Source organism: Amycolatopsis sp. cmx-11-12, from assembly GCF_046269425.1.
Classification (GTDB): Bacteria; Actinomycetota; Actinomycetes; order Mycobacteriales; family Pseudonocardiaceae; genus Amycolatopsis.
The window spans coordinates 87,448-111,130 of the sequence record NZ_JADNQM010000024.1; the positions used below are offsets into that span (position 1 = coordinate 87,448).

The window sequence follows — 23,683 nt, forward strand, 5'->3', positions numbered from 1 at the left end:
CATGGGCAAAGCCGAATACCTGATCGTGCTCGGGGCCTGTGTGCTGATCACCTTGCCGCTCGAATTCGCCGGAGCGCGTGTGTACCGGAGCCCGCGCCTGCTGGCGCGGGCGGTGCTGCCCGCCGCACTGGTCTTCCTCGTCTGGGACGCGCTCGCGATCGCCGCCGAAGTCTGGGACTACGCCCCGGACCGGGTCACCGGCATCCGGTTCCCCTTCGGCATTCCGCTCGAAGAGGTGCTGTTCTTCGTGGTGATCCCGATCTGCGGTGTGCTGACCTACGAAGCCGTCGGGCTGGCCCCGGCGTTCGTGCGGCAGCTGGGCCGGAGGAAGGCCCGGCGATGATCCCACTCGGGTACACCCTTCCCGCGATCGTGGCCGTGTTCGCCGTCGTGCTGCTCGAACTGCGCGTCCTGCGGACCGGATTGTTCCGCAAACCGGCCTACTGGATCAGCATGGCCATCGTCACCGCCTTCCAGATCCCTGTCGACGGCTGGCTGACGAAGTTGTCCGGCCCGATCGTGCGCTACGCCCCGGAACACATCACCGGCATCCGGTTCCCGTGGGACATCCCGGTCGAGGACTTCCTCTTCGGGTTCGCGCTCATCACCTCGGTCCTGCTGGTCTGGGAACGCGAGAAGACCAAGGAGGAGCGCACGTGAACCGCCTCGCGGACGACGGCCTGCCCAGGGCCGCCGTGCCCACCGCGTTCGACGTCGAAGCACCCTCTTACGATCGGCTGGTCGGCGCAAGTCCCGGCTATCACGAGCATTTGCGGATCTCGGTGCGACGGCTCGGATTGCCCGCGGACGGTGCCGGTCTGCACCTGCTCGACGCGGGGTGCGGCACCGGGGCCTCCACCGCTGCCTTGCTCGAAGTCTTGCCGAAGGCCCGCATCACCGCCTTCGACGGCTCGGCGGCCATGCTCGCCGAAGCGCGTCGCAAGACCTGGCCGGCCACCGTCCACTTCGAACACTCCACAGTGGAGCAGTTGAGCGGGACGGAGGTCGCCGGCCCGTTCGACGGGATCCTCGCCGCCTATCTGGTGCGCAACCTGGCCGAGCCGGATGTTCAGCTACGTAAGCTCGTCTCCCTGCTCCGGCCTGGCGGGCGGATGGCCGTCCACGAGTACTCGGTGCGTGATTCCCGGCGGGCGAGACTGGTGTGGAACACCGTCTGCGCTTCGATCATCATCCCGCTCGGCAAGGTCGTCACTGGTGACGCCACCCTGCACCGGCACCTTCGCCGCAGTGTGCTGGCCTTCGACGGTGTCTCCGCACTGGAGCAACGCTTGCGCCACGCCGGGCTGGTGGACGTCGAAGCCGCCACGATGCCCGGCTGGCAGCGAGGCATCGTCCACACCGTCGCCGGTACCGCATCTGGAGAGACCACATGACCGCGCCTCTCGGCCATGACCGGAAGCTGGTGACCCACCCGGCGCCCAGCGGGCTGTCCTCCGCGGGCCTGCTGGTTCGGCGGCCCCGCGCAGCCGTGGTCGGCGCGGGCATCGCCGGGCTCACCGCGGCGACCGCCCTCGCCGAACGCGGCATCGACGTCACCCTCTACGAACGGGAACACCACCTCGGCGGCCGGGTCGGCGGCTGGGCCGAGCGGCTGCCCGACGGGACACCGGTGACCATGAGCCGGGGCTTCCACGCCTTCTTCCGGCAGTACTACAACCTGCGCGCCCTGCTGACACGTACCGATCCAGGCCTGGACCGGCTCACCCCCGTCGAGGACTATCCGTTGATCGACGAGGAAGGCCACACCGACACGTTCGCCGGACTGCCGAAGACACCGTTGCTCAATGCCTTCGCCTTCGCGGTGCGCAGCCCGACCATGGGGTTGCGCGATTTGCTCGCTCTCAAGCCGAAAGCCGCCCTTCCGCTGGCCACGGCGAGTGTTCCCGGCATCTATCGGCAACTCGACGATGTCGACGCCGAGTCCTTTCTGGAAGCCATCAACTTCCCCGTGGCCGCAAGGCATCTGGCGTTCGAAGTATTTTCACGCAGCTTCTTCGCCGACCCGGCCGAGCTTTCCGCCGCTGAACTGGCGACGATGTTCCACCTGTACTTCCTCGGTTCGAACGAAGGCCTCCTCTTCGACGTCCCGGCTGATCCCTTCCCCGAAGCACTCTGGACACCGCTCGCGCACTACCTCGCCGACCGCCGGGTCACCATCCACACCGGAGTCCAGGTCGAGGCCATCGAAAGCGCGGGAACCGGCTTTCAGGTGCAGACGGCGGACAGCACGGCCGGGTTCGAGGCGGTCGTCCTGGCCTGCGAAGTGAGCGGGCTGAAAGCCATCGTGGGGTCGTCGCCGGATCTCGCCACCTCCGCTTGGCGGGAAGGGATCGGCAGGCTCCGCGCCGCACCCGGATTTCTCGTCCGGCGCTTGTGGCTGAACCGCCCGGTGCTGCCCGAACGGCCCGCTTTCCTCGGTACCGGAAGCCTTCCCCCGTTGGACAACATCAGCCTTCTGGACCGCTATGAGAGCGAAGCCAAGCGCTGGACGGCTCGAACCGGTGGCTCCGTCGTGGAACTGCACGCGTATGCCGCGCCGACCGAGGACATCCAGGTTCTCGCGCGCCAGATGGACAAACGGTTGCACGAGATCTATCCGGAAACCGCGGACGCGCGGGTCGTAGGCGAGATCGACCTGTGGCGTCAGGATTGTCCGCTGTTCGAAGTCGGCGGTTTCGCCCGCAGGCCGTCCGTCGCCACGCCGGTGCCCGGGTTGGTCCTGGCGGGCGACGGGATCCGGATCGACCTGCCGGTGGCGCTCATGGAACGCGCGGCCGCCACCGGCTGGGCCGCCGCCAACACGTTGCTGTCGCACTGGGGCGTCGCGGGCCATCCGACCCACTCCGTCCCGAACCACGGACGGCTCCGGGTGCTCAATCGGCTGGCGCGTCGCGAACGCCGGACGTCATGACCGCGGGAGGCCTTCACCTGCGGCTGGAGACCACACCTGTGCGGTGGTCACAGCGTCTCGTCCGGCTCGTTACGCTGGTCTCCGCGGTTTATGACGAAGGAGGCTGCCGGTGAACGAGATCGAGAACGTTGTCGGCGGGAGCTTGGGCGCGACGCTCGGTGGTATCGCTCGCACGTTGCAGGCCGAGCCCGACGTCGAGTCCACCCTCATAGCGATCGTGAAGGCCGCGGTCGATCATGTCGACGGTGCGGAGTACGCCGGAATCTCGCTGGTCGAGCGGGGGGATCAGGTGCGGACGGTCGCGCCGACCGGCGAGGTCGTGGTCACGATCGACGAGGTGCAGTACCGCACGGGCCAGGGCCCGTGCCTGGACGCGATCACCGAGCACCAGATCTTCCGCACCGGCGACCTCGCCACAGAGGATCGCTGGCCGGCGTTCACTCCCGCGGCGGCCGAGACCGGGGTGCGTTCGATGTTGTCGTACCGATTGTTCGTCACCGACACCACACTCGGCTCGCTGAACCTCTATTCCCGTGCTCGTGACGCGTTCAGCGATCAGACCGAGGAGGAGGGCAAGCTGTTCGCCGCCCATGCGGCGATCGCGCTCACCGGGGCGCAGACGGAAGCCCGCTTGCATGTGGCGATGGAGAACCGCGACATGATCGGCATGGCCAAGGGCATCCTCATGCAACGCCACGACCTCGACGCCGTGCGGGCGTTCCGGCTGCTCGTGGAGTCCTCGCAGAACACCAACATGAAACTGATCCAGGTCGCCACCTGGGTCGTCGAGAACCGCCTCGAACTGTGACCTCGCGATATCCGTAGTGCGCGCCGATGACGCTGCTGGCGTGTCCGTAGACGACGGCGAGCCCGAACGCGGCGTGGGGCCGGTTGCGGACGAACGGGCCGATGGTGCGCCGCAGCCGCCCCGCGGTGACTCCGCCCAGGTCGGATGGCGCTGATGGCTTTGTGCGTGCTTTCGGGCAAGAAGAAAAGCCGAGTACACCCAGCACGAAATGGACAAGCGCGATGACCAGCGCCACCGGCCGCAGTGACGATTCGGTCGCACGTTCGTTCATCGGAATGTCTCGGTTGGGCGCAAGTCCGCCCGGCGACACACGATGAGACCCGTTTGCGGGTACGGCCGCCGGGTATTCGCATTCTGTGAAGGTGGACAGAGGCGCTCGACTGCGATTACGGACGGGTGAATCCATGATCGAGGTAACGATGACAGTGCGTGCTTCCCCGGAGTGCGTGTTCGCGGTGCTCGCCGACGGCTGGACCTACGCGGGCTGGGTGGTGGGCGCGTCGCACATCCGCGACGTGGATACGGGTTGGCCGGAGCCGGGAGCACTGATTCATCACAGTGTCGGGCCGTGGCCGCTGTTGATCAACGATGTCACCAAGGTTCATGTCGTGGATTCCCCGCGCTTGCTGGAACTGGACGCGCGGGCATGGCCGTTCGGCACGGCCAGGATCCGGCTCGAACTGACCGAAAACGAGCCAGGCAGCACCGAAGTACGCATGTTCGAAGAAGCGACTCGAGGTCCGGGCCGGCTGCTTCCGAAGGCCGCGCAGGCCGCGTTGCTGATACCGCGAAACCGGGAGTCGTTACGCCGCCTCGCGGATCTCGCGGTCGGGAGGAAGGCTCAACCCGCCTGATCCTGATGGCTGGGCCGCCCGAGCCGGACGCGGTCGCGGGGCGGGTCCAGCGGACCGCTGTGGCCGTGGTGGCCGGACCGGATGGCATCGAGGAGGCCGGTCACCGTGGAAGTGGCGTCGTACCGCGGCTCCCAGCCGAGTTCTTCTCTGGCCCGGCGAGTGTCCACAAGGGACGCTTGATCCGCGAGCCGCAGCCAGGCCGGGTGCAACGGCTGCAGCCCCAGCCGCCAGCTCGGCCACGCCAGACCGGTCAGCAGTGTCAGCGGCACGGGAATCCTGAGTCCGCCCGCGAGCGCCGCGAGATCCCGGCTTTTCAGCACCGGGTCGCCGGCGAGGTTGAACGGACCCGTCGCCCGGCGCGTCAGGATCAGCCGAATCGCCTGTGCCACATCGGCCGAGTGCACCGCCTGCAGTCGAAGGCCCGGCCACAGTGGCACGGGAAGCCATCGGCTGCCCAGCGGCGGACGCGGCGCCCAGGGGCTGAGCAGCCAGCCGGTGAACTCCGCCGCCGCGTCCCGTTGCACGATCCCGCAGGGGCGGATCCGGGCCAGCCGGATCTCGGGGTGGCGACCGGCGAATTCGTCGAGCTGGGTTTCGAACGCGGCTTTTCCCGCACTGTAAGCACTATCGTTCAGACCGTCGCACGGCCACGTCTCGTCGACGAAGCGCCATCGGTCGGCCGGAGTGTAGGCGGCGACTGAGGACGCGCAGACCACGTGTTCCACGCCCGCGCCGGCGGCCGCACTCAACACGTTCGCACTTCCGGTCACATTGGTCCGGTGCATCGGCGGGTCCCCGGCACGGGGGTGGATCGCCCAGGCGAGGTGCACCACGGCATCCGCGCCGGCGCAGGCTTCCGCCAGCACCGGCTCGGCGCCGTCCGCGCCGATGTCGCACTCGATCCAGCGAGCCGGCGAATACGGCTCGACGCTCGTGTCGGGCCGCCGACGGGCCACTGCGGTCATCTCGCAGCCTTCGGCGGACAGTTCCCGGAGCAGAGCCGTTCCCACGTTCCCGCTCGCACCGGTCACGACGATTTTCATGCCAGGAGTCCTCATCGGTAGAGCACCCGGTGCGCGGCACGCACCGTCGCGCGGTAGACGCCGCCGGTCCAGCCGTCGCCGGCGAGGGCGGCGCGAGCGGCGTTGGATCCGGGCGCGCCATGGACCGCGCCCCCGGGATGCGCCGAGGCCCCGGCGAGGAAGAGCCGTTCGATCGGCGTGTCGGCACGGCCCAGCCCCGGCACCGGGCGGAAGAACAACTGCTGCTGGATGGCCGCGGTACCGGCGTTGATCGAACCTTCGACCAAGCTCGGGTTGCCCTCCTCCAGTTCGGTGGGCCCGGCGACCGACCGGCCCACGATCAGTTCGCGGAACCCCGGGGCGTGCCGCTCGATGACCTGTTCGATCCGGTCCGCGTGGCGGCGCAGTCCGGAAGCCGTCCACGGCTCGCCCCTGGGCACATGGGTGTAGGCCCAGGCCGTTTCGGTGCCGGCGGGTGACCTTGTCGGATCGGTCGTGGTCATCTGCCCGAGCAGCAGGAAGGGATCGCGGGGCACCCGGCCGCAAGCGAGGTCGTTGCCGACATCGGCGAGACCGTCGAGGTCGGCACCGATGTGGACGGTGCCCGCCTGGCCGACTTCGGTGGCGGTCCACGGGATGGGCGCGGACAGCGCCCAGTCCACCTTGATCGTGGCGTCATCCCAGACGAACCGGTCCAAATCGGACACGAGCCGTGGGGGAAGGTGCTCGACGCCGACGAGGTCCCGGTAGAGGACCGGCGCCGGTATGTCGGCCAGGACGGCCCGGCGTGCGCGGGCCAGCCGCCCCTCGGCGTCCTGGACGCCTGCCGCCCGGCCGTCCGAGAGCATCACCTTGGTGACCGGGCGGCCGCAGGCGATCTGCCCGCCTTTGGCCTTCAACCGGGTGACCAGCGCGTCGGTGAGGCGACCGGCTCCGCCCTCCGGGACCGGGAAGCCGACGTCCTGGCCGAGCATGGTCAGCAGCCAGCCGAAAATGCCGCTCCCCGCCTGATCAGGGCCCAGGTCGGTGTGCATCGCGTTGCCCGCCAGCAGGATCCGGGCGCCTGTTCCGGCGAACCGTTCCTTGCCGAGTCCACGTGCGGTCAGCGTCAGCATCCTGGCCAGCCGCAGCGATTCCGCCGCGCCCAGCGTCTTCAGCAGCCGACCGCCCGAGCGCACCGGCGGGAAGGGGCGCGTGATCATGTCGAGGAGTGGTTCGCGGATTCGACGCCAGTTCTCGTACTCGGCCCTGAAGTTGTCGGCGTCGCGTTCGTCGAAGCCGGCCACGGACCGCGCGGTGCGGTCGAGATCGCGGAATTGCATCACATGCCGGTCGTCGGGCAGGACGTGCGCCAACACGGCCGGGGCATGCCGCCAGCGCAGGCCGTACTCCTCGAGGCCGAGCCCGGTGAGCACCGGTGACGCTGCCCCGAGCGGGTAGAAAGCGCTGTACAGGTCGTTGCGGAAGCCGGGTGCGGTGATCTCCCCGGTGCGGACCGCGCCACCGGGCTCCGGCGCCGCCTCCAGCACCAGCACGTCCCAACCGGCGTCGGCCAGCACGTTGGCCGCCACCAGGCCGTTCGGCCCGGACCCGATCACCACGGCGTCCGCGATTTCGGCACGCGAAGCATCGACTGTCATGCCCACCGCATACCCCGCCCGAGCGAACTCAACCTCACCGTCCGGGCCCCGAAAAGGAAGGAAACGGCTCCGGGCGGGCATCCGGCCGCCGGTGCCGGATAGAAGGAACATGCCGAAGCCGAACAACTGCTCACGAAGCTGAACAAGATCGATACCGGGTCGGATCGCTTCGACGATGTCCTGTCCGAACTCGTCGCCGTCGCGATCCTGAGGCCGGCCGACCGGCCCCGCAGGCACATGTCCGTGCCGATCGGGCCCGGAAATCCGCTCGTCGTCACCGGATTCCGGCTTTTGCCACTGGTGTACGACAAACTCGTCGGACCGCTGTTCCGACGACGCTGCGGCGCGAGGAAATCCCAGCTGTGCCGACTACTCGCGCACCGCGTCCGAAGCCCGGCTCGCCTGTTGGACACCGGCGACCGCGACGACGAGCGCCGCGAGCGAGGTCAGTGCGTGAAGGACGTTGTCCGCCCAGTTGAGGTTGACCGCATCTCCGGCCGACGTGGTGGCCGCGGAAAGTACGCCGAAGCCCGTAAGTCCAGCGAAGGCCACGAAGACGAACCAGCTGTAGACGGCGATCACAGGTGGCCGCAGTACCGCGATGAGTCCGAGTACCCCGGTGGCGGCCCGGATGAGGTCCAGCATCCCGGTCGCGCTGAAAATCCAGACCGTGTTCTCTCCGGCCTGGTTGTTCTCAGGCATGAAGAAGAAGCCCAGGACGCCGACGACGAGGTGTACGAGAGCAAGAATCAGCACCGTCAGGCGTAGAAGAGACAGTGACGCGGTTTTACTCATCGGAATACCTCCGTCTTTTCGGTGCTCATTCTTTCGCGGCACTGAAAATTTGGGTCAGACTGTCCTCGGTGTCCTTGCCGATCTTCTCGAAAACGACCTTGGCGATGGGTGCCGCCAGCTTCGCCGCCCCGTGGAATTCGATCGTGGCGTGGTACGTGAGCGCGGCCGTGTCTTTCTCGTCGCCGACTGCGACTGTGATGTCGTCGATCGAGGTCGCGGTGTCGTTCTTGCCGACGAAGACGACTCGGCCAGGCTCGAGGCGGGTCAATTCATAGGTCAGCTCGGTCTTCATTCCCCCGATCTTGGACACGTTGTGCCACTGGGTACCGACTGAGACCGGGCCGGCGCTGATTTGTTCGCAGGTCACCGTTCCCGGATCCCACTCGGCGGCGCGAGAGAAGTCGCGCAGGTAATCGACGACGACCTCAGGGGCGGCGTCGACGGTGAAACTCCGGGTTACCTCGACCATCTCTGTCCTCCACGATCTGGAAAGCTGGGTGCCTTGCTCTGGTGGCCTTGTTCAGTGGTTTTCGGCGGCCTGTTTGATGCCGGAAAGGGTTTCCTTCAGCCCTTGGTCGACCTGATCCCCCTCGGTGCGTTCGGTGTGCAGCTCGACGACGAGGGTGGCGTTCTGCTGTGTGTCGCCGGGTCCGATCTGGAGTTCGCCGCGGTAGTCGTGCGGACCAGTGGCACCCCACTCCAGACGCTTGCCGTCTTCGACCACGTTGACCCAAGCTCGTCCCGCCACCTCCTGCTCAGGAGCATCATGGGGGTCGATATGTGCGGTGACGTCGACCTTGTTGCCGCCGGCGGGCTCGGCAGAGGTCAACCGGGGCATGTATTTCGGAAGATTTCGTACATCGGCGAGGTAGGCGAACAGCAGCGCCGGCGGCACGTCGATGGTGATCGATTGCTGGTAGTTACCCATGGATATCCACTCCGACTCGGGCTTTATCGCCTTTGGAAAGATCTGTTTTCTGGTTACCCCGTGGGGTCGGCTTCACACGTCGCGCGGGCACTCTTCTCGCATAGCGTCGGACAACCGCGGATAAACCGGCGCCTGGACGTCGAGTGCGAACAAGCGCAAGATTCGCAGGAGGCTCGAAGAGGCGGTGATCAGCCCGATCCGGCGACCTTCGGAGCGAGCCGAGAAAGCGGCGGTCTCCAGTACCCGCAGCCCTGCCACGCCGAGGAAGGTCACCCGGGTCAGGTCGATCAAAGTGCAGGCGGGCAAGGGCTGACGCAGATTCCCTTGCAGCAGCGGGGCGGTGGCGACATCCAGTTCGCCGGACACGGTGAGGATGAGGAGGTCGATGGTGTGGGCGTGCTCGGTCACCCGTGTCGGTTGTGGCCCGACATGCTGCGCATAGAACCCTAGGCGGTCGCCGGTGTGGCGGTGATCGAGTTCGATGGGTGGCTGGAACGAAGAAGGCATGAGGTGGTCTCCCGGGAAGCGGGACGACGCGGGCCTACAAGTGAGAGGTACGCGGGATACTCGCGGAAGCGCGTCGCCGGGCCGCGCTCGAACGGATTCGAGGCTGTTGCGGCTGCGGACAGGTCGTCTGTCGCGCGAAGCTGTGGGCTGAACCGCACGCTCATCGACCGTACGCCTGCTGACGCCGTTTCGCACCTCTTTGAGCAGGGATTTTCGAATTATGAATCGTTTTCGCATCGGTTTGTTCTGATGCTGCCCGGGTATCCGGCGATCTGGCGGAGAGTGGAAGGAGACACTGATGAAGCTTTTTCACGGGGGCGACAGGGTTCGCTGGAACAGTCACGGAGGAGAGGCTGAAGGCGAGATCTTGAAGGAGATCACCTCCGACACCGAGGCGGCGGGGCGCAGAGTGCGTGCGTCTCGTGAGGAGCCGCAGTATCTGGTACGGAGCGACAAGAGTGGTGGCGAAGCGGTCCATAAGCCCGACGCTCTTGAGAAGATTTGAGCAACCGGCACGCTGTGTCTCGCCTCGGGCCGAGTGACGACATCGGCCGTGTCGAGCGTCAATGGCGCCGGAAGCCGTCGACCTCGTCCGTGCGCACACGGCCGACGTCGTCGCCTGCGGGCGTTGCGGCCATCGGTGTCTCCCTTCGAGGGGATCGGGTCGTGAGTGAATCGAGTATGGATCGGTTTGCGCTCGCTCCCAGCGGGTAATCCAGGGAGTGCCCGCGCATCGCAGGTGCGGTAACCGAACCATCACTTCGAGGAGCTGCCGCAATGAGCACAGTTACGAAGTCCGTGGATGTCGAAGCCAACGTTCCGGCGGTCTACAACCAGTGGACCCAATTCTCCGACTTCCCCCGGTTCATGGAAGGCGTCGACTCGATCGACCAGATCGACGAAACCCATACGCACTGGAAAACCAGCATCGGGGGCGTGACCCGTGAGTTCGACGCGACGATCACGGAGCAACATCCCGACGAGCGGGTCGCTTGGACGTCCGATTCAGGTCCCACTCACGCCGGCGTCGTGACCGTCCATCGCATCGACGACACGCACACGCGCGTCACCGTGCAGATGGACATCGATCCCGATGGTTTCGTGGAGAACGTCGCGGACAAGTTCGGCATCATCGACCGGCGCGTTCAGAGTGACCTGGACCGCTTCAAGACGTTCATCGAGAACCGGGACGGTCACGAAACCGGCGCCTGGCGCGGTGACGTCGATCGCGCGCCTCAGCAAGGGAGCTGACACTCGCTTCACTCGAGGCCGAAGACCTGCGGCGGGCTCCACTCCGGAGGCTCGCCGCTTCATGGCGGCCGGTTCCCCTTCTTGAGGGCCATTCTCGAAGGGGGATCGGTCGCGTTTTGCACACCAGAACATGTCCGACCACCATGATTGGTCCACAGACCACCGAGTAACCGGAAGACATGAATGACAACGAACTGACACGCGGTGCCACTCGACAGATCCGGCAGAAGGCGCCGAACCCGACGACGAACAGAACTCTCCTGCTCGGCACGAGGATCCGCCTTGGCGCGTCATCCTCCCGCTTACCGTTTGGCTCCAGGGTGAACTCGTCGACACGGGGTATCCGGATTCGGTGAATGATCGTCGACTTTCCGCGGTTCAGCTCGATGGACCCGCGTCGGGTATCAAGAGAACAGCACCCAGCAGCGCGCCAAGGTCGTCGCTGTCGGCGAGAACTTCCCAGGTGCGGGTTAACTGGAGAAGGTCGCGGACCGGGCCGCAGGCGTGTAAGACGCGGTAGGACGTGCCGTGGTCGATGGCAGTGTTGTAGCCGGTCAACAGCGTATTCACGCCGGCCAGGTCGAGCGATGTCGTGTGGCGAAGGTCGATCACGAGCGTCTCGGGAAGAGTCAACACGATCGAGCTGACGATCAGGTTCTGCAGAAACACCGTCGCGGGGCCGAGCACCGGGCCGTGTACGTCCAGTCGCAGGAAAGTCTTCCCAAAGGAGTGGGCGGCCGCTGAGAAAATCTCCATGGGTGCCTCTCGCAGACACGTGTGGCGAAAGTTGGGCCATTGACGAATCACAGTGTACTGCGTGCGAAGAGCTCCAACTGCTGCTGCCGCACGCTTGCTCGCATTAGCAAGCGTTGGGCTTATCCATGTTCGACGTGTCGGGCGCGGGAGCCACCGTACTCGCGAAGCCTGGACAATCAGCCGTCACTGCCACTCCGGTCCCGACTCCGTCGCACGTCTGGCCTCGTCCGTGTCCTGAGCCGCCGCGCCGAGACCGTGGCTGAGGATGGCGGTCAGATCGGTCGCGCTTTCGGTAACGGACTGAGCGAGTTCGGTCAGGCGTAGGTGATTGGAGCGGGCATAGCCGCGGAGTCGGGTGAAGGCCTCGTCCATGGTGAGGGCGCCGCGTTCGGCGAGGACGCCTTTGGCCTGTTCGATCACCACGCGGCTGTTCAGCGCGGATTGCAGCTGTCCGGTGAGGCGCTCTCCTGTTTCGATGGTGCGTTGTTGCAGGATCCCGATAGTGGCGACGTCGGCCATGGCCTGGGCGAGTTCGACATCGTGGGGATCCGCGCCGCCGGGTCCGCTGCTGAGCAGTGTGAGGACTCCGACGACCTGATCGCGTAGCCGCATCGGCAAGGCCTGTACCGCCTTGAACCCGCATTCGTTGGCCGCGGCGCTGAATCTCGGCCAACGGTGTGATTCCCTGCGGAGGTCTTCGCAGGAGACCGCTGCGCCGCTTCGTACGCACTCAACACAGGGTCCGTTGTCGGTCTCGACCGCGAATAGCTCAAGCAGCTCGGCCCGGTGGGTGGAGGTCGCCGCGACGTCCAGGCGTCCCTGGGCGTTGAGCAGGATCACTCCGGTCGCCGATACGTCGAGCAGATCTGTGCATTCCTCCGTCAGGATGTTGAGGAATTCGGAGATATCGAAGTCGGCGACCAAGGTGTCGGCGAGCTTGACAAAGGTGCGGGACACGTGTCTCTCCCGGCTGGGGCGCATTGTTCCGGTGGTGTCGGCCTGGTCGGTCATGAGCGGCACTCCTCAAGGTACGGACACACGGGCTGACAACCGGGTTTCAGCCTCGATGACCGTGACTTCGAAGCCACGACGCAAGAGCAGAAGAGCGGTGGTGAGCCCGGCGATGCCGTCTCCGATGACGACGATTTCGCTGGTGTGCTGACCGGACAAGGTCTCGGAGAAGGTGGCCGCGGGTGAAGTGTCCTGCGGCCACAGCGATCGGTCGGTCGTGGTGGTCATCGTCGACCAGGCTCGAATGGCCTACCGGTCGAAGGGGTGAGCTGAGCGGCATCGCGGCACCATCCTCTCCGGTCAGATCCCCGCATACCCGGCTCGGCCGGGTTGAAAACGACCGTGCAGCGATATGCCCGGGGACAAGGTGCCGTCACTGCTGACCCGAACGTGGCCAAGCGCACTCCGCGACTTGTTTAGGGCTCGTCCGGTGGGGAATTCAGAGGCTGTACGACAGGTCGCCCCAGCCCCGGCGCCGCAAGATTCGGGGAAGGACGTCTATGCCTGTCTCATCAGTGACGCCGCCGAGCGTCGAAGCAGCTGCTCTTGCCGGGGTTCGCAATGATTTTCGTGACCTCGCGGGCCTGGTGCGGCACCGAGGTCTGCTCGACCGCCGCTACGGCTTCTACGCGGTGAAAATCAGTTTCACCCTGCTCGCGCTGGTCGGCGGTTGTGTGACGGTCGTAGCGCTGGGTGACTCTTGGTGGCAGCTTGCGATAGCGGCGTTTTTCGCGGTGATGTTCGCTCAGGTCGCGTTCCTTGGTCATGACGCGGGGCACAATCAGATCTTCCGTACCGGACGGGCCAACGACAGACTCGGTTATGCCTTCGCAGGGGTCGTCGGCATGAGCTATGGCTGGTGGATGGGCAAACACACCCGGCATCACGCGAGCCCCAACCACGAAGGCGACGATCCCGATATCGACATCCCGCTGCTCGCCTTCACCCGCGCGCAATTGGGCGAGAAGAGCGGCTTCGTACGCTGGACCACGAAACACCAGGCTGGCCTCTTCTTCCCTCTCCTGCTGCTGGAAGGCATCAGCCTGCACTGGGCCGGCATCCAAGCCGTGTGGCATGGCGACGTCAAAGCCCGTCGCCTGGAAGCGGTGTTGTTGGTCGCGCACATCGGCATCTATCTCGGCGCGATATTCCTGGTGATGTCCCCGCCGGTGGCGATCGCGTTCATCGCCGTGCACCAGGGACTGTGGGGCGTCTACATGGGCTGCTCGTTCGCGCCCGGGCATAAGGGCATGCCCACCTACACCGACGAGACCAAACTCGACTTCCTGCGCAAACAGGTCCTCACCAGCCGCAACGTCCGCGGCGGCCCCTGGGTCGACTTCGCGCTCGGTGGACTGAACTATCAAATCGAACACCACCTTTTCCCCAGCATGCCGCGCAACAACCTACGCCGCGCACAACCCCTGGTACACGAATTCTGTGTCGCGCACGGGATCGACTACGCCCAATGCGGACTGCTGCAGACCTACCGCTACGTCCTGCGGCATCTACGCGATGTCAGCGCACCCCTCCGCACGGCAGAACAATGAAGACGGTGACCTCGGCGCTGAGAGAACTCGTAAGCGGTTGGGCCGCCTTGGCTCAGGCGACTTCGCAACTGCCTACCTTGCTTACCCGAGACTACTGGTCGAACTCGGTCCTCGAGTCGGTCGGCGGGCACCATTTCGTCGGCATCGCGCAGGGGATGTTCGGACCACGAAAGTCCACAAACGACCGAAGGGTCGACGGTGGTATGACCGTCCGCGCCGAGCGGCGGCCGGTCGGACTCGACCCTCGATCGCTCGCCGCGGCCTTCCCAGAGGCCGCCGGCAGTTTGGTGGTCCTTCTGCACGGATTGGTAGAGACCGAACAAGGCTGGTTTCGCGGTTCTAAGCCAGGAGGTGACTTCGGGGCCCGCCTGGCCGACGATCTCGGCAGTACTCCGGTGTACGTGCGGTACAACTCGGGCCGCCACGTCTCGGAGAACGGTGATGAGCTGGTGGCGTTGCTCTCCCGTCTGGTGGCCGCGTGGCCGGTACCCGTCACCGAGGTCGTCCTTATCGGACATTCCATGGGTGGCCTCGTAGCACGAAGCGCCCTGTACCGCGCGCAAGAACAGGACGTGCCATGGCTTTCCCTCGTGACGCGGCTGGTGTGCCTGGGCACACCGCACGCCGGCGCGCCACTGGAACGGCGCGTCGCCCAGCTCACCACGCTGCTCGGCAAGACGCCTTTGACGACTCCTCTGACCAAACTGTTCGCTCTCCGCAGCGATGGCATTCAAGACCTCGCGCACGGCTACGTCCATCGTCGGCAGTGGGCCGGTGATCCCGAACTGCCGGGTGAGGCTGAACCGTTTCCCTCCAACGGAATCCGAAGGTTGTTCCTATCGGCCACCGTGTCACGGAGAGAGGGAAGCGTGTGGGGCCGGTTGATCGGCGATCTTCTCGTGACCCCCGTCGCGGCCGATGAACTGATCGAGGACGCCGAGGTCGTCTGGCTCGGCGGGCTGAATCATTTCGCCTTACTCCGCGATGCAGTCGTCTACCAGACGCTTCTCGCCTGGCTCCGCGAGGCCGAGGTGACTGCCTCGTCCACCGGAACCGGTCGGGTTGACCCTGCCAAGCCTCGGTTACCCGGATGACTGCAGCCCCAACGGCCGCCCCGGACCTGGCGACTCGTTCTATCCTTTCCGCATATGGAGGAACCATGACAAAGCCAGGACCAGAACCCCAAGATGTCCCCGGCTTGGAGCCGGGTGGGTCCGTGACACCCGGAGACACCCCGCCGGACGCGGGGCAGACGTCGGGTCTGTCGCACCCGCAACCGATTCCTTCACGGCTGCCGGGGATGATCACGATCATCGTGATCGGAGTCCTCGTCGTGGGAGCGGCCGGCTTCTTCATCCTGCGGGCGTTCGACCTGTTCTGATCACCACTGGGTGAATCCATTATGGACAGACTGCTCGGCCCTGAACGATATCACCGGGCCGCGGTCTTATCGCCGCGCACAGCGCTTCCTGCGCCCTCTCCAAGGTGCTCATCTGAGCGGTCAGGTTCGAATACGGTGAAATTCCCGTTCATCTCCGTGTGAGGGGCCACGCCCGGGGTATCCGAAACCATGTTCACTCGGTTCCGGGCTGGAGAAAGCTGTCTCGGAACGAAATTCGGGTGTGCGGCTTGTTCGTTCCAACTGTATCGAAGGGAGCACTATGACTGCATCGGCTACCAAAGTCCAGCGAAGCCCACGTCAGGTTTTCGCGATGGCTGTGGGCGCGGTCTTTCTGCTTGTCGGCGTTCTAGGATTCATCCCCGGGATCACGACCGATTATGACCAGTTGAGCGGTGCCGGCCACGAGTCCGGCGCCCTTTTGCTGGGGGTTTTCCAAGTATCGATCCTGCATAATTTCGTCCACCTCGCGTTCGGACTCGCGGGCATTCTGCTGGCGCGGACGGTCAACGGAGCGAGGTCGTTTCTGGTCGGCGGCGGGGTGATCTATCTCGTGCTGTGGGTGTACGGCCTGCTCATCGATCATGGGTCGGCGGCCAACTTCGTGCCGGTCAACGGTGCTGACAACTGGCTGCACCTCGGGCTCGGTGTCCTGATGATCCTCCTGGGAGTCGTACCGCTGTCCGGCCGCAAGGCGCCCATCGCCGACTCCCGCTGATACCCCTTCTTCTTCGGAGGTTACTTGTGTTCCGTCATACCAAATTGCTCCAGTTCGAGGCCAAACCTGAGAAGCCGGACGCGGTTTACGCAAGAAAGCTGCAGGAACTCATCGGTGGTGCCTACGGTGAGATGACCGTGACCATGCAGTACCTGTTCCAGGGTTGGAATTGCCGGATCGAGGGCAAATACAAAGACTTGATCATGGATACCGCGACAGAGGAGATCGGGCACGTCGAAATGCTCGCCACCATGGTCGCCCGGTTGCTGGAAGGTGCGCCTGCGACAGCGACCGCCGAGGCGGCCAAGGATCCCGTGACGGCGGCGATCCTCGGCGGGATGGATCCGCAACAGGCGATCGTCGCGGGCGGTGGCGCCATGCTGGGCAACAGTCAGGGGGTGCCGTGGAATGGTGGCTACATCGTGGCGAGTGGCAATCTGCTGGCCGACTTTCGGGCGAACGCCGCCGCCGAGGCACAGGGCAGATTGCAGACGGCCCGGCTGTACAACATGACCGACGATCCCGGCGTGAAGGCGATGCTGCAGTTCAATCTCGCCCGCGACACCGTGCATCAAAAGCAGTGGCTGGCGGCCATCGAAGAACTCGAAGCCGACGGCCTGGAGAGTTCCCTTGTGCCGAACGCGTTGTTCGATGAGGAGAACCAAGAGCACAACAACACCGTGTGGCGACTGTCCGATGGAACGGACGGCAGCAAGGGCGCCTGGAGCTTCGAAGGTGAAGAGATCGAATACCTGAACGACCCCAAGCCGCTCGGCGGTCCCGGCACCGCACCCAAGCCCGATCCCGCGCTCTACGGGACGTACTCGCCGGTTCAAGACGCAGTCGGGACTGTCAAGGGTAAAGCCAAGTCTGCCAAGAACAAGGCCATCGAGAAGACGAAGAGGGCCAAGAACTAGAAACCCGGGAAGAAGGGTTCTTTCTCGCGATAGTGTGAGAAAGAACCCTTCACCGTGTGAATTGCCGGCCCGTACGCCGTCACGACTCTTCGGTACGCGGAAGATCGTCCGGAGGAGAACTCGATGACTGACGACCCCGGCCGGCGCCGGAAGGTCCTGCTCGTCGTCGTGTCGACGATTCTCGGGCGGTGCCGGGCCGGTTGGTGACCTTGGCGGCTCAAGATCAATATGGCGTGGCGACGGAACACGCAGCTTTCAGGCGTCGCGTTCTGGCCGAAGGATTCCCCGCTGATATGCGGCGGCGACCGCGGAGGCCCGGTCGGGCACCTCCAGTTTGGCGTAGACGTGCAGCAGGTGCGTCTTGACGGTGGCCTCGCTGATGTGCAGCTCGGCAGCGGCCTCCCGGTTGGTCTTTCCGCGTGCGATCAGCGCGAGGACTTCGCGTTCCCTCGCGCTCAGCCTGGCTTTGGTGACCGGCTGCCGCGGGCGAACCCGGTCGAGCAGCAGCGCGACCACCGAGGGGGAGAGCACGCTCTCGTTGCGAGCCGCGGCGCGGACCGCGCGGAACAGCTCCTCACGCGGCACGTCCTTGAGCAGATAGCCGATCGCCCCCGCCTCCACGGCCGGCAGCACGTCGGAGTCGGTGTCGTGGGTGGTCAGCACCAGCACCCGGGTGGCCGGAACGCGTTCCCGGAGCAGCCGGATCAGCGCGGCGCCGCTCGGGGACGGCATCCGCAGATCGGTCAGCACCACGTCCGGGCTGGTGGCGGCCACCACCGTCAGCGCCTCGGCGCCGCTCGCGGCCTCCCCGACGATCTCGAGGTCCGGCTGCGTGCCGAGCATGCCCCGCAAGCCGTCGCGCACCACCGGGTGGTCGTCGACGATCACCAGCCGCACGGACGTCATCGCGCCGCCTCGATCACCGGCACGCTGACGCTGACCGCCGTGCCTGCTCCTTCGGCCGACTCGATCTCCACCGAGCCGGAGAGCAGCCGGGCCCGCTCGCGCAGGGCGGTGAGCCCGAATCCGGTGGACGGCGACCGGGTGTCGAAACCGGTGCCGTCGTCGCGGACGTCCAGAACGATCACCTCGTCCATGTAGGAAAGGGTGATGTCGACTCGTCCGGCCTTCGCGTGCCTGCCGACGTTCGACAGGGTTTCCTGTGCCGCGCGCAGGACCGTCACCTCGATCTCCGAATGCATGGGTTGCGGTGTTCCGGTCGTCACGAACGTCGCGGGAATGCCGTACTGCTCCCGCCACGTCGCCACCGCGGTGGCGACCGCGGCACCGAGCCTGGCGTCGTGCAGCGGGCCCGGCCGCAGCGCCTCGATCGAACGGCGGACCTCCACCAGGCTGGAGCGGGCCAGCTGCCGGGCGGTGCCGATCCGTCCGCGCAGCGCACCCTCGGCCGGGGCCAGTTCCTCGGCGACCTCCAGCTGGGTGACGATCCCGGTCAGGCCCTGGGCGACGGTGTCGTGGATCTCCCTGGCGATCCGGGCGCGTTCCTCCGCGGTCCCGGTCTCTTTGGCCCGCGCCAGCAGTTCCGCGTGCAAGTCGGCGTTCTCGGCGGCCATGGCGACGAGCCTGCTGTTGGCCTCTCGACGCCGGATCGCCTCGCGTTCCATCCCGCGGATCGCCCAGCCGATCAACGCGGCCAGCGGTGTCACCATCGCGAGGTTGAACAACGTTTGCCGGAGGTCGGTGCCCGGAAGCACCAGCCATGGCACGTTCGCGAGCGCCACCCCGGCATAAGCGAGCCTGCCGGGCAGGGCGACGAACGCGAGCACGTAACACATCGGGACGAAAAGTTGGAAACTATCGCTGCGGAGCACGAGAACCACGGTGCCTGCCAGAAACCCGGCGAAGAACACGGTCATCGCCAAGGTGTGGCGCTCCCACCACTGTGGATGCGCGACGATGAACCACCAGTGCCAGCAGGCCAGCCCGGCGGCGATGGCCATGGTGACCAGTTGGTCCGGCCAGGTGGTCGTATCGAAGACCAGAGAAAGGACGGTCGCGAGCCCGAGCAGTCCGTACGGAGCGAGCGCCCACGCCCGGTTCCATCGCCGTTCCAGCCGTTCCTCCATCGACGTCACCCGGCCCATCTTGTCAGTGGGAGTTCCGATAGGTCAGCCGCCGGAGCAGAGCCTCGGCCGGCCCCGGCTTGCCCGCCCGTCGCATCCGGTCCGCGAGCAGCACCGAGACCAGCCAGGTGCCCAAGGCCAGCAACGCGACTCCGGCCGAGCCCAAGGTGCCGCCGAGGCCCAAGGTGTAGGGCATCAGCAGGGCGACGAAGACCACCGACTGGAACAGATAGCAGCTGAGCGAGCGCTGCCCGCACGCGGTGATCGCCATGACCACCGGGCCACGCCGGTCCCGGAACCGCAGGGCGAGCAGACTGATCAGCCCCGCATAGCCAAGACCGCCCGCCACCCCGGTAACCGAATGCACGGCCGAAACGGCCCACATGACCAAACCGGACTCCGGCGTCCAGAATCCGCCGACCGCGAGCCCCATCGGCACGCCACCGGCCACCGCTACGGCGAGCCCGCCGATCGCGGTGCGGACCAGCAGAGTTCGGTGCCGTTCCGGTTCGGTGAGCACCCCGCGCCGCGCTGCCCAGACGCCCACCAGGACAGCACTGCCCACACCGAGCAGACCCAGCGGTGTCATCACCCATTCCACCGGATGCAGGGCGAGGGCGGTCGCCGGATCGTGCACCGCGAAAGACCAGAAGAACGAGCGTTGCCCGCTATCCGGCGGGGTCACGTAGGCGATCCCCTGGACCAAGGCGACCACCACCAGCCACCCCGCGGCGGTCGTGAGCAAAGTCCGGTCCTTGACCCGCAGCATCGCCGGCAACGCGAAACCAAGCACGCCATACAGCCCGAGAATGTCCCCGGGAAACAGCAGTACCGCATGGACGAACCCGAACACGATCAGCCAGCGGAACCGTCGCCGCAGCAACCGTTTCGTTTCCGGCTCCGGGGTGCCCGCGGCCTGCTGCCGCCGCACCATCTGCACCACGCCATACGCGAACAACGCGGCGAACATCGGATAGCCGCGCACCTCCACGAAAACCACGTTGAGCATGCTCACCACCCGGTCGAGCAGGTCGTGCTCCACGATGTGCTGCCGCGCGCCGTACGGGCGGTCATAGAGATAGAGCACCGAGTTCGCCAGCGCGACCAACGCGAGCATCAGCCCACGAGCGAGATCCGGCGCGAACGCCCGCTCTCGCAGGGTGACCGGACCGGCACTTGTTTCGTTCAACGACATGCGAACCAGCGTGCTGGGCCAGCACTCTGCCGGACATCGACAGAACGGCCGACCCCTGAGGTCCACCGCGAATGCGGCGTATCAACCGATCGGTTGATGCGCCGCACGATCTCGCGGACTTCGCCGAAGTTCGGTGATGTGCGCCCGGATCCCTGCGAGTTCGTCGAGGCGGGAGGGACTCGTCCGGAATGCGCCGCTGGGCGTCGACGTCGGCCTGCCGCTTCGCGAGCGCGGGCACCAGCTGGGCCGCACGCGCGACGAGTTCGTCCCTGCTGGGCACGGGGCGCGGATCCGGTGACTGTCATGGATGTTCTCCTGAGTTCTCGAGGGGTTGGGGAAGTTCGTGGCCACCGCGGAAGAACACCAGCGGTGGTGCGCCTACCGAGACGTCAAGTGCTTCGACGGGGCCGAGCACGATGAGGTGGTCGCCTGCCTCCACCGCCCGTTCGATCCGGCAGTCGAGCCGGGCCTGGTCGTGGCGCAGCAGGTTGACGCAGAACCGCCCGGCGGCCTCGATGTCGGACCAGGTCGAGGAGAGGTGAACGAGTTGACCGACATACCGGACGGCCGACCGGCACGCAGCGCGGTGACGACCACGATCCCCGTGGGGAAATGGCCGAGTACCTCACGAAAAGTGTCCGAGGTGACCTCGACCCACCCCGCGAGTCCAGCACCCGCCACGACGTTCGCATCCATGCGTGACGTGTTCGTCCCGCGCTTCACCTCGGCGCTTTACGAACATCGCGCACTTGCCCTCTGCCGGCTGCGGAAATCGCAGTCGGCGGGTTCCTCGTCCGGCAGCTTCACGATCCCGTTCGAGAAACCCGAAACGAAGCCACCCGGAACGTCACGTGATCATCGGGGAAGCGCTTTATCGATGGTATGTCCGATTCAGAACCATTGGGGGTACCGGATACTTTACGGCGCACTACGGTCGAGTGTTGATCGATCGATCTGACACTGCTGAACCCGTCCCATGCAGGACTCCCCTTTCACCGCAGGAGGCCGAAAAATCATGTGGATCCGACGTATGTCCATGATCGCCGCCGCCGTCGTTGCCGGGTCGCTCTTCGCCGGGCCCGCGGCAGTGGCCGAGCCGCCGTCCGGGCCGCCGATCGAAACTTTCATCATCGGCGGCAAGGTCGTCACCACTCCTTACTCGTTCTTCGCGTCGCTGCAACGCAATGGCCGTCATTTCTGCGGAGCGTCGCTGATCGCACCGCAATGGCTCGTCACGGCGAGGCACTGTGTCCAGGGCTCCACCGGTGGCGGTTTCTCCGCCCGGATCGGTGCGGTCAACACCGGCTCCGGCGGCGAGCTCATCACCGCGGCAAGCGCGACCCTCGGCGCGAACGACATCGCCGTGGTGAGGCTGTCGAGAGCAGCCACCGCCACGCCGATCAAGATCGCGGCCTCCACCCCGGCCGTCGGCACCGTCAACAAGCTGATCGGTCACGGGCAGACCTGCGGTACGCCCGGTTGCGGTGGTGCGTCGCCACAGCTTCGCGAGGTGGACACCACCACCGTCGCGGACTCCAGGTGTACCGCCAATTTCAAGCCAGGCAAGGAGATCTGCTTCCAGGGCGCACCCGGAACCAGTGCCTGCTACGGCGACTCCGGCGGACCGTCCATTTTGGGCGGTGAGCTGACCGGCGCTACCAGCCGATCCGGTAACAACAGCAGCAACTGCCTCAATGGCCCCGGAATCTACAACAGCGTTCCCGGGTACCGGGCCTGGATCAACCAGGCCACCGGTGGTGCGGTGACCGCGTGGGAGGCGACGCTCTAGCTCCCCGAGGGTGCTGACCTGAGCGCCCGGCCGGCGGTCACTCGTCGAGGATCGCCGGCCGGGTGAGGTCAACCGTGGCGGGTGGCGAACGCTCGCGACCATCCCTGGTCAAGGAGGCGGAATCCCGCGTCGATGGCTGCCGCCGGATCGGCCTCACGGACCGCCACCAGCTGAATCTGCAAGGCGAACCGGACGTAGAAGCGGATCTCTTCGCTCGGTTCGTCCAACCCGAAGTCTTCGGTGATCGCCGAGACCAAGGCGTCTTCGTGGCGCAACCACATCTTCTCCGCGTAGTCGACCAGAGCCGGGGTGTCCTCCATGAGGGCGAGGATCCGGCTCTGTGGCTCGGAGGTGAGCGCGGCGATCTCGGCCAGATAGTGGGCCTTCAGCGCGTCGGAGATCGAGGTTCCCGCCGAGCGATCACTCACCGCGGCGATCAGGCGTTCATGCCGCTCACCTTCATCGCTGAAGACAAGCGCCTCCTTGTGCGCGAAGTGCGTGAAGACCGTCTTGGGCGACACATCGGCCGCGTCCGCGATCTCGCGCACGGTCACCGCGTCGAAGCCACGCGCGAGGAAGAGTTCCGTCGCCGCCTCCAGGATCGTCGTCCGCGTTGCCGCCTTCTTGCGTTCACGTCGCCCTGCCGTCGCTGCGTCCACCACGCTCCGCACTCTACCTTCGAGCGCCAATCACATTGACTACATAAGTAGTGTCGGTGTAGTAAGTAACCAAGTGAAGCGACCTGGGCTATCGGAAAGGGTCGCGACCATGTCCGAAATCACCGGCTCGCGACCCAAGAAGCGGGAGATTCCCGCCTCCAGTGTGCGGCGGCGAGCGGCGGGGGCGTTGCTCGTCGCCGGGCCCGCGATCTTCCTGCTCGCGGAGTTCATCTCCGCCGCGGTGTGGACCGACCCCGCCTACAGCTACACGCACCACTTCATCAGCAACCTCGGCGTCCACGGGCCCTCGACCCTGTTCGGGCAGTACATGTAGTCGCCCTTGGCCTGGCTTATGAACACCGGATTCCTCGTTTTCGGGATCACGATCCTGGCCGGAGTGGCCGCGTTGCGCGATCTGCCGGGAAGGTGCCGCTGGGCGACTCTCGTCCCCGCGACGCTGCTGGCCGTCGGCGGCGTCCTGCTCGCGCTCTATCCGGGATCCGGCGAGGCGCTCAGCGACGGCACCGGCGAGTACCACGGCATGGGAGCCTTCGCCGGCTTCATCGGCGGGAACGCGCTCGCCATCGTGCTCGGACGCCGGTGGCAGCGCATCGGCATCTCCGCGGGCATGGGGCGAGCACTGATCACGGTCGGTGTGGTCGGCCTGATCTCGACGGTGCTCTACCTCGCGATGATCTTCACCGCGGGCGACAGCCCCATCGCATCACCGGCCTCATCGAACGCGGCGCCGTCCACCCGTTCCTGGTCGGCCTCCTCTGCGCCGGCGCGGCCATCTCGAAGCCGTCTTGGCGACTCGCGCGACCTTGATCTTCGACCTGCTACTTGCGGCGGGGAGACTTGACATGCA

General features: G+C 66.1%; 30 protein-coding genes. 17 read left to right on the forward strand and 13 right to left on the reverse strand.

Features of this window, described 5'->3' with window-relative positions; genetic code table 11:
• Position 1: 1 nt before the first annotated feature.
• The 6 genes from ACLARN_RS28640 (at position 2) to ACLARN_RS28665 (ending at position 4,594) form a co-directional block, all read left to right on the forward strand.
• Positions 2 to 343 (forward strand): lycopene cyclase domain-containing protein, encoded by a 342-nt coding sequence (locus ACLARN_RS28640; protein ID WP_409494573.1) that lies wholly within the window; start codon positions 2 to 4, stop codon positions 341 to 343.
• On the forward strand, positions 340 to 660 hold the full coding sequence (locus ACLARN_RS28645; RefSeq protein ID WP_409494574.1) for a lycopene cyclase domain-containing protein: 321 nt from the start codon (positions 340 to 342) through the stop codon (positions 658 to 660). The genes ACLARN_RS28640 and ACLARN_RS28645 overlap by 4 nt, the downstream gene beginning before the upstream one ends.
• Positions 657 to 1,394, forward strand: coding sequence for a class I SAM-dependent methyltransferase (locus ACLARN_RS28650; protein ID WP_409494575.1), 738 nt, complete (start codon positions 657 to 659; stop codon positions 1,392 to 1,394). Before ACLARN_RS28645 ends, ACLARN_RS28650 begins: the two co-directional genes overlap by 4 nt.
• Positions 1,391 to 2,932 (forward strand): FAD-dependent oxidoreductase, encoded by a 1,542-nt coding sequence (locus ACLARN_RS28655; RefSeq protein WP_409494576.1) that lies wholly within the window; start codon positions 1,391 to 1,393, stop codon positions 2,930 to 2,932. The genes ACLARN_RS28650 and ACLARN_RS28655 overlap by 4 nt, the downstream gene beginning before the upstream one ends.
• A gap of 109 nt (positions 2,933 to 3,041) precedes the next feature.
• Complete coding sequence (locus ACLARN_RS28660) at positions 3,042 to 3,740, forward strand: GAF and ANTAR domain-containing protein (RefSeq protein WP_409494577.1); 699 nt, start codon at positions 3,042 to 3,044, stop codon at positions 3,738 to 3,740.
• A gap of 404 nt (positions 3,741 to 4,144) precedes the next feature.
• Positions 4,145 to 4,594 (forward strand): SRPBCC family protein, encoded by a 450-nt coding sequence (locus ACLARN_RS28665; RefSeq protein WP_409494578.1) that lies wholly within the window; start codon positions 4,145 to 4,147, stop codon positions 4,592 to 4,594.
• Here ACLARN_RS28665 and ACLARN_RS28670 read toward each other — a convergent pair.
• The 6 genes from ACLARN_RS28670 to ACLARN_RS28695 all read right to left on the reverse strand — a co-directional run bounded on the left by ACLARN_RS28670 (position 4,582) and on the right by ACLARN_RS28695 (position 9,387).
• Positions 4,582 to 5,637 carry an NAD-dependent epimerase/dehydratase family protein gene (locus tag ACLARN_RS28670; RefSeq protein ID WP_409494579.1) on the reverse strand — a complete coding sequence of 352 codons (1,056 nt, stop codon included), beginning with the start codon at positions 5,635 to 5,637 and terminating at the stop codon, positions 4,582 to 4,584. The two genes, ACLARN_RS28665 and ACLARN_RS28670, sit on opposite strands and share 13 nt — an antisense overlap.
• An 11-nt stretch (positions 5,638 to 5,648) precedes the next feature.
• A complete protein-coding gene (locus ACLARN_RS28675) occupies positions 5,649 to 7,256 on the reverse strand; it encodes a phytoene desaturase family protein (protein WP_409494580.1) in 1,608 nt (535 codons plus the stop codon).
• A 369-nt stretch (positions 7,257 to 7,625) separates the two neighbouring features.
• Positions 7,626 to 8,051: a DUF4383 domain-containing protein gene (locus tag ACLARN_RS28680; protein WP_409494581.1), complete on the reverse strand. Its 426-nt coding sequence runs from the start codon at positions 8,049 to 8,051 to the stop codon at positions 7,626 to 7,628.
• A 25-nt stretch (positions 8,052 to 8,076) separates the two neighbouring features.
• Positions 8,077 to 8,520, reverse strand: coding sequence for an SRPBCC family protein (locus ACLARN_RS28685; protein ID WP_409494582.1), 444 nt, complete (start codon positions 8,518 to 8,520; stop codon positions 8,077 to 8,079).
• Between the two features lie 51 nt (positions 8,521 to 8,571).
• Positions 8,572 to 8,979, reverse strand: a complete 408-nt coding sequence (locus ACLARN_RS28690) for an SRPBCC family protein (RefSeq protein WP_409494583.1) — start codon at positions 8,977 to 8,979, stop codon at positions 8,572 to 8,574.
• A gap of 72 nt (positions 8,980 to 9,051) precedes the next feature.
• A complete protein-coding gene (locus ACLARN_RS28695) occupies positions 9,052 to 9,387 on the reverse strand; it encodes an STAS domain-containing protein (protein ID WP_409494584.1) in 336 nt (111 codons plus the stop codon).
• 397 nt (positions 9,388 to 9,784) lie between these two features.
• On the opposite strand from ACLARN_RS28695, the gene ACLARN_RS28700 reads away from it, so the two are divergent.
• Positions 9,785 to 9,991: a DUF2945 domain-containing protein gene (locus ACLARN_RS28700; protein ID WP_409494585.1), complete on the forward strand. Its 207-nt coding sequence runs from the start codon at positions 9,785 to 9,787 to the stop codon at positions 9,989 to 9,991.
• A 272-nt stretch (positions 9,992 to 10,263) separates the two neighbouring features.
• The gene (locus tag ACLARN_RS28705; RefSeq protein ID WP_409494586.1) at positions 10,264 to 10,737 is read left to right on the forward strand and encodes an SRPBCC family protein; all 474 of its coding nucleotides are present in this window, start codon (positions 10,264 to 10,266) and stop codon (positions 10,735 to 10,737) included.
• Positions 10,738 to 11,115: 378 nt separating this feature from the next.
• Here ACLARN_RS28705 and ACLARN_RS28710 read toward each other — a convergent pair whose 3' ends face one another.
• The 3 genes from ACLARN_RS28710 to ACLARN_RS28720 all read right to left on the reverse strand — a co-directional run bounded on the left by ACLARN_RS28710 (position 11,116) and on the right by ACLARN_RS28720 (position 12,732).
• Entirely contained in the window at positions 11,116 to 11,493 is a 378-nt protein-coding gene (locus tag ACLARN_RS28710; RefSeq protein ID WP_409494587.1) for a hypothetical protein, read from the reverse strand.
• 183 nt (positions 11,494 to 11,676) lie between these two features.
• Positions 11,677 to 12,504 carry a GAF and ANTAR domain-containing protein gene (locus ACLARN_RS28715; RefSeq protein WP_409494588.1) on the reverse strand — a complete coding sequence of 276 codons (828 nt, stop codon included), beginning with the start codon at positions 12,502 to 12,504 and terminating at the stop codon, positions 11,677 to 11,679.
• A gap of 12 nt (positions 12,505 to 12,516) precedes the next feature.
• Entirely contained in the window at positions 12,517 to 12,732 is a 216-nt protein-coding gene (locus ACLARN_RS28720) for an FAD-dependent oxidoreductase (protein WP_409494589.1), read from the reverse strand.
• A gap of 272 nt (positions 12,733 to 13,004) precedes the next feature.
• Between ACLARN_RS28720 and ACLARN_RS28725 the strand changes: the two genes are divergently transcribed.
• The 5 genes from ACLARN_RS28725 (at position 13,005) to ACLARN_RS28745 (ending at position 17,088) form a co-directional block, all read left to right on the forward strand.
• Positions 13,005 to 14,054 carry a fatty acid desaturase family protein gene (locus tag ACLARN_RS28725; protein ID WP_409494590.1) on the forward strand — a complete coding sequence of 350 codons (1,050 nt, stop codon included), beginning with the start codon at positions 13,005 to 13,007 and terminating at the stop codon, positions 14,052 to 14,054.
• A 5-nt stretch (positions 14,055 to 14,059) separates the two neighbouring features.
• Positions 14,060 to 15,148, forward strand: a complete 1,089-nt coding sequence (locus tag ACLARN_RS28730; RefSeq protein ID WP_409494591.1) for an esterase/lipase family protein — start codon at positions 14,060 to 14,062, stop codon at positions 15,146 to 15,148.
• 65 nt (positions 15,149 to 15,213) lie between these two features.
• Complete coding sequence (locus ACLARN_RS28735; protein ID WP_409494592.1) at positions 15,214 to 15,435, forward strand: DUF6480 family protein; 222 nt, start codon at positions 15,214 to 15,216, stop codon at positions 15,433 to 15,435.
• Positions 15,436 to 15,715: 280 nt separating this feature from the next.
• Positions 15,716 to 16,171, forward strand: coding sequence for a DUF4383 domain-containing protein (locus ACLARN_RS28740; RefSeq protein ID WP_409494593.1), 456 nt, complete (start codon positions 15,716 to 15,718; stop codon positions 16,169 to 16,171).
• 26 nt (positions 16,172 to 16,197) lie between these two features.
• A complete protein-coding gene (locus tag ACLARN_RS28745; protein WP_409494594.1) occupies positions 16,198 to 17,088 on the forward strand; it encodes a manganese catalase family protein in 891 nt (296 codons plus the stop codon).
• A gap of 255 nt (positions 17,089 to 17,343) precedes the next feature.
• Here the strand turns inward: ACLARN_RS28745 and ACLARN_RS28750 are convergent, their stop codons facing one another.
• Genes ACLARN_RS28750 through ACLARN_RS28760 form a run of 3 tightly spaced genes read right to left on the reverse strand, consistent with a single transcriptional unit; the run spans position 17,344 to position 20,367 of the window.
• Positions 17,344 to 17,994 carry a response regulator gene (locus ACLARN_RS28750; RefSeq protein ID WP_409494595.1) on the reverse strand — a complete coding sequence of 217 codons (651 nt, stop codon included), beginning with the start codon at positions 17,992 to 17,994 and terminating at the stop codon, positions 17,344 to 17,346.
• Entirely contained in the window at positions 17,991 to 19,175 is a 1,185-nt protein-coding gene (locus ACLARN_RS28755) for a sensor histidine kinase (RefSeq protein ID WP_409494635.1), read from the reverse strand. Before ACLARN_RS28755 ends, ACLARN_RS28750 begins: the two co-directional genes overlap by 4 nt.
• Positions 19,176 to 19,197: 22 nt before the next feature.
• Positions 19,198 to 20,367: a DUF418 domain-containing protein gene (locus tag ACLARN_RS28760; RefSeq protein WP_409494596.1), complete on the reverse strand. Its 1,170-nt coding sequence runs from the start codon at positions 20,365 to 20,367 to the stop codon at positions 19,198 to 19,200.
• Positions 20,368 to 20,710: 343 nt separating this feature from the next.
• Between ACLARN_RS28760 and ACLARN_RS28765 the strand changes: the two genes are divergently transcribed.
• On the forward strand, positions 20,711 to 21,325 hold the full coding sequence (locus ACLARN_RS28765) for a hypothetical protein (protein ID WP_409494597.1): 615 nt from the start codon (positions 20,711 to 20,713) through the stop codon (positions 21,323 to 21,325).
• Positions 21,326 to 21,382: 57 nt separating this feature from the next.
• Positions 21,383 to 22,156 carry a S1 family peptidase gene (locus ACLARN_RS28770; RefSeq protein ID WP_409494598.1) on the forward strand — a complete coding sequence of 258 codons (774 nt, stop codon included), beginning with the start codon at positions 21,383 to 21,385 and terminating at the stop codon, positions 22,154 to 22,156.
• Between the two features lie 68 nt (positions 22,157 to 22,224).
• Here the strand turns inward: ACLARN_RS28770 and ACLARN_RS28775 are convergent, their stop codons facing one another.
• A complete protein-coding gene (locus ACLARN_RS28775) occupies positions 22,225 to 22,818 on the reverse strand; it encodes a TetR/AcrR family transcriptional regulator (RefSeq protein ID WP_409494599.1) in 594 nt (197 codons plus the stop codon).
• A 106-nt stretch (positions 22,819 to 22,924) separates the two neighbouring features.
• Here ACLARN_RS28775 and ACLARN_RS28780 point away from each other — a divergent pair, with 106 nt between their 5' ends.
• Together ACLARN_RS28780 and ACLARN_RS28785 are read left to right on the forward strand one after the other, a co-directional pair.
• Positions 22,925 to 23,149 (forward strand): hypothetical protein, encoded by a 225-nt coding sequence (locus ACLARN_RS28780; RefSeq protein ID WP_409494600.1) that lies wholly within the window; start codon positions 22,925 to 22,927, stop codon positions 23,147 to 23,149.
• Positions 23,150 to 23,167: 18 nt separating this feature from the next.
• On the forward strand, positions 23,168 to 23,677 hold the full coding sequence (locus tag ACLARN_RS28785; RefSeq protein WP_409494601.1) for a hypothetical protein: 510 nt from the start codon (positions 23,168 to 23,170) through the stop codon (positions 23,675 to 23,677).
• Positions 23,678 to 23,683 lie beyond the last annotated feature (6 nt).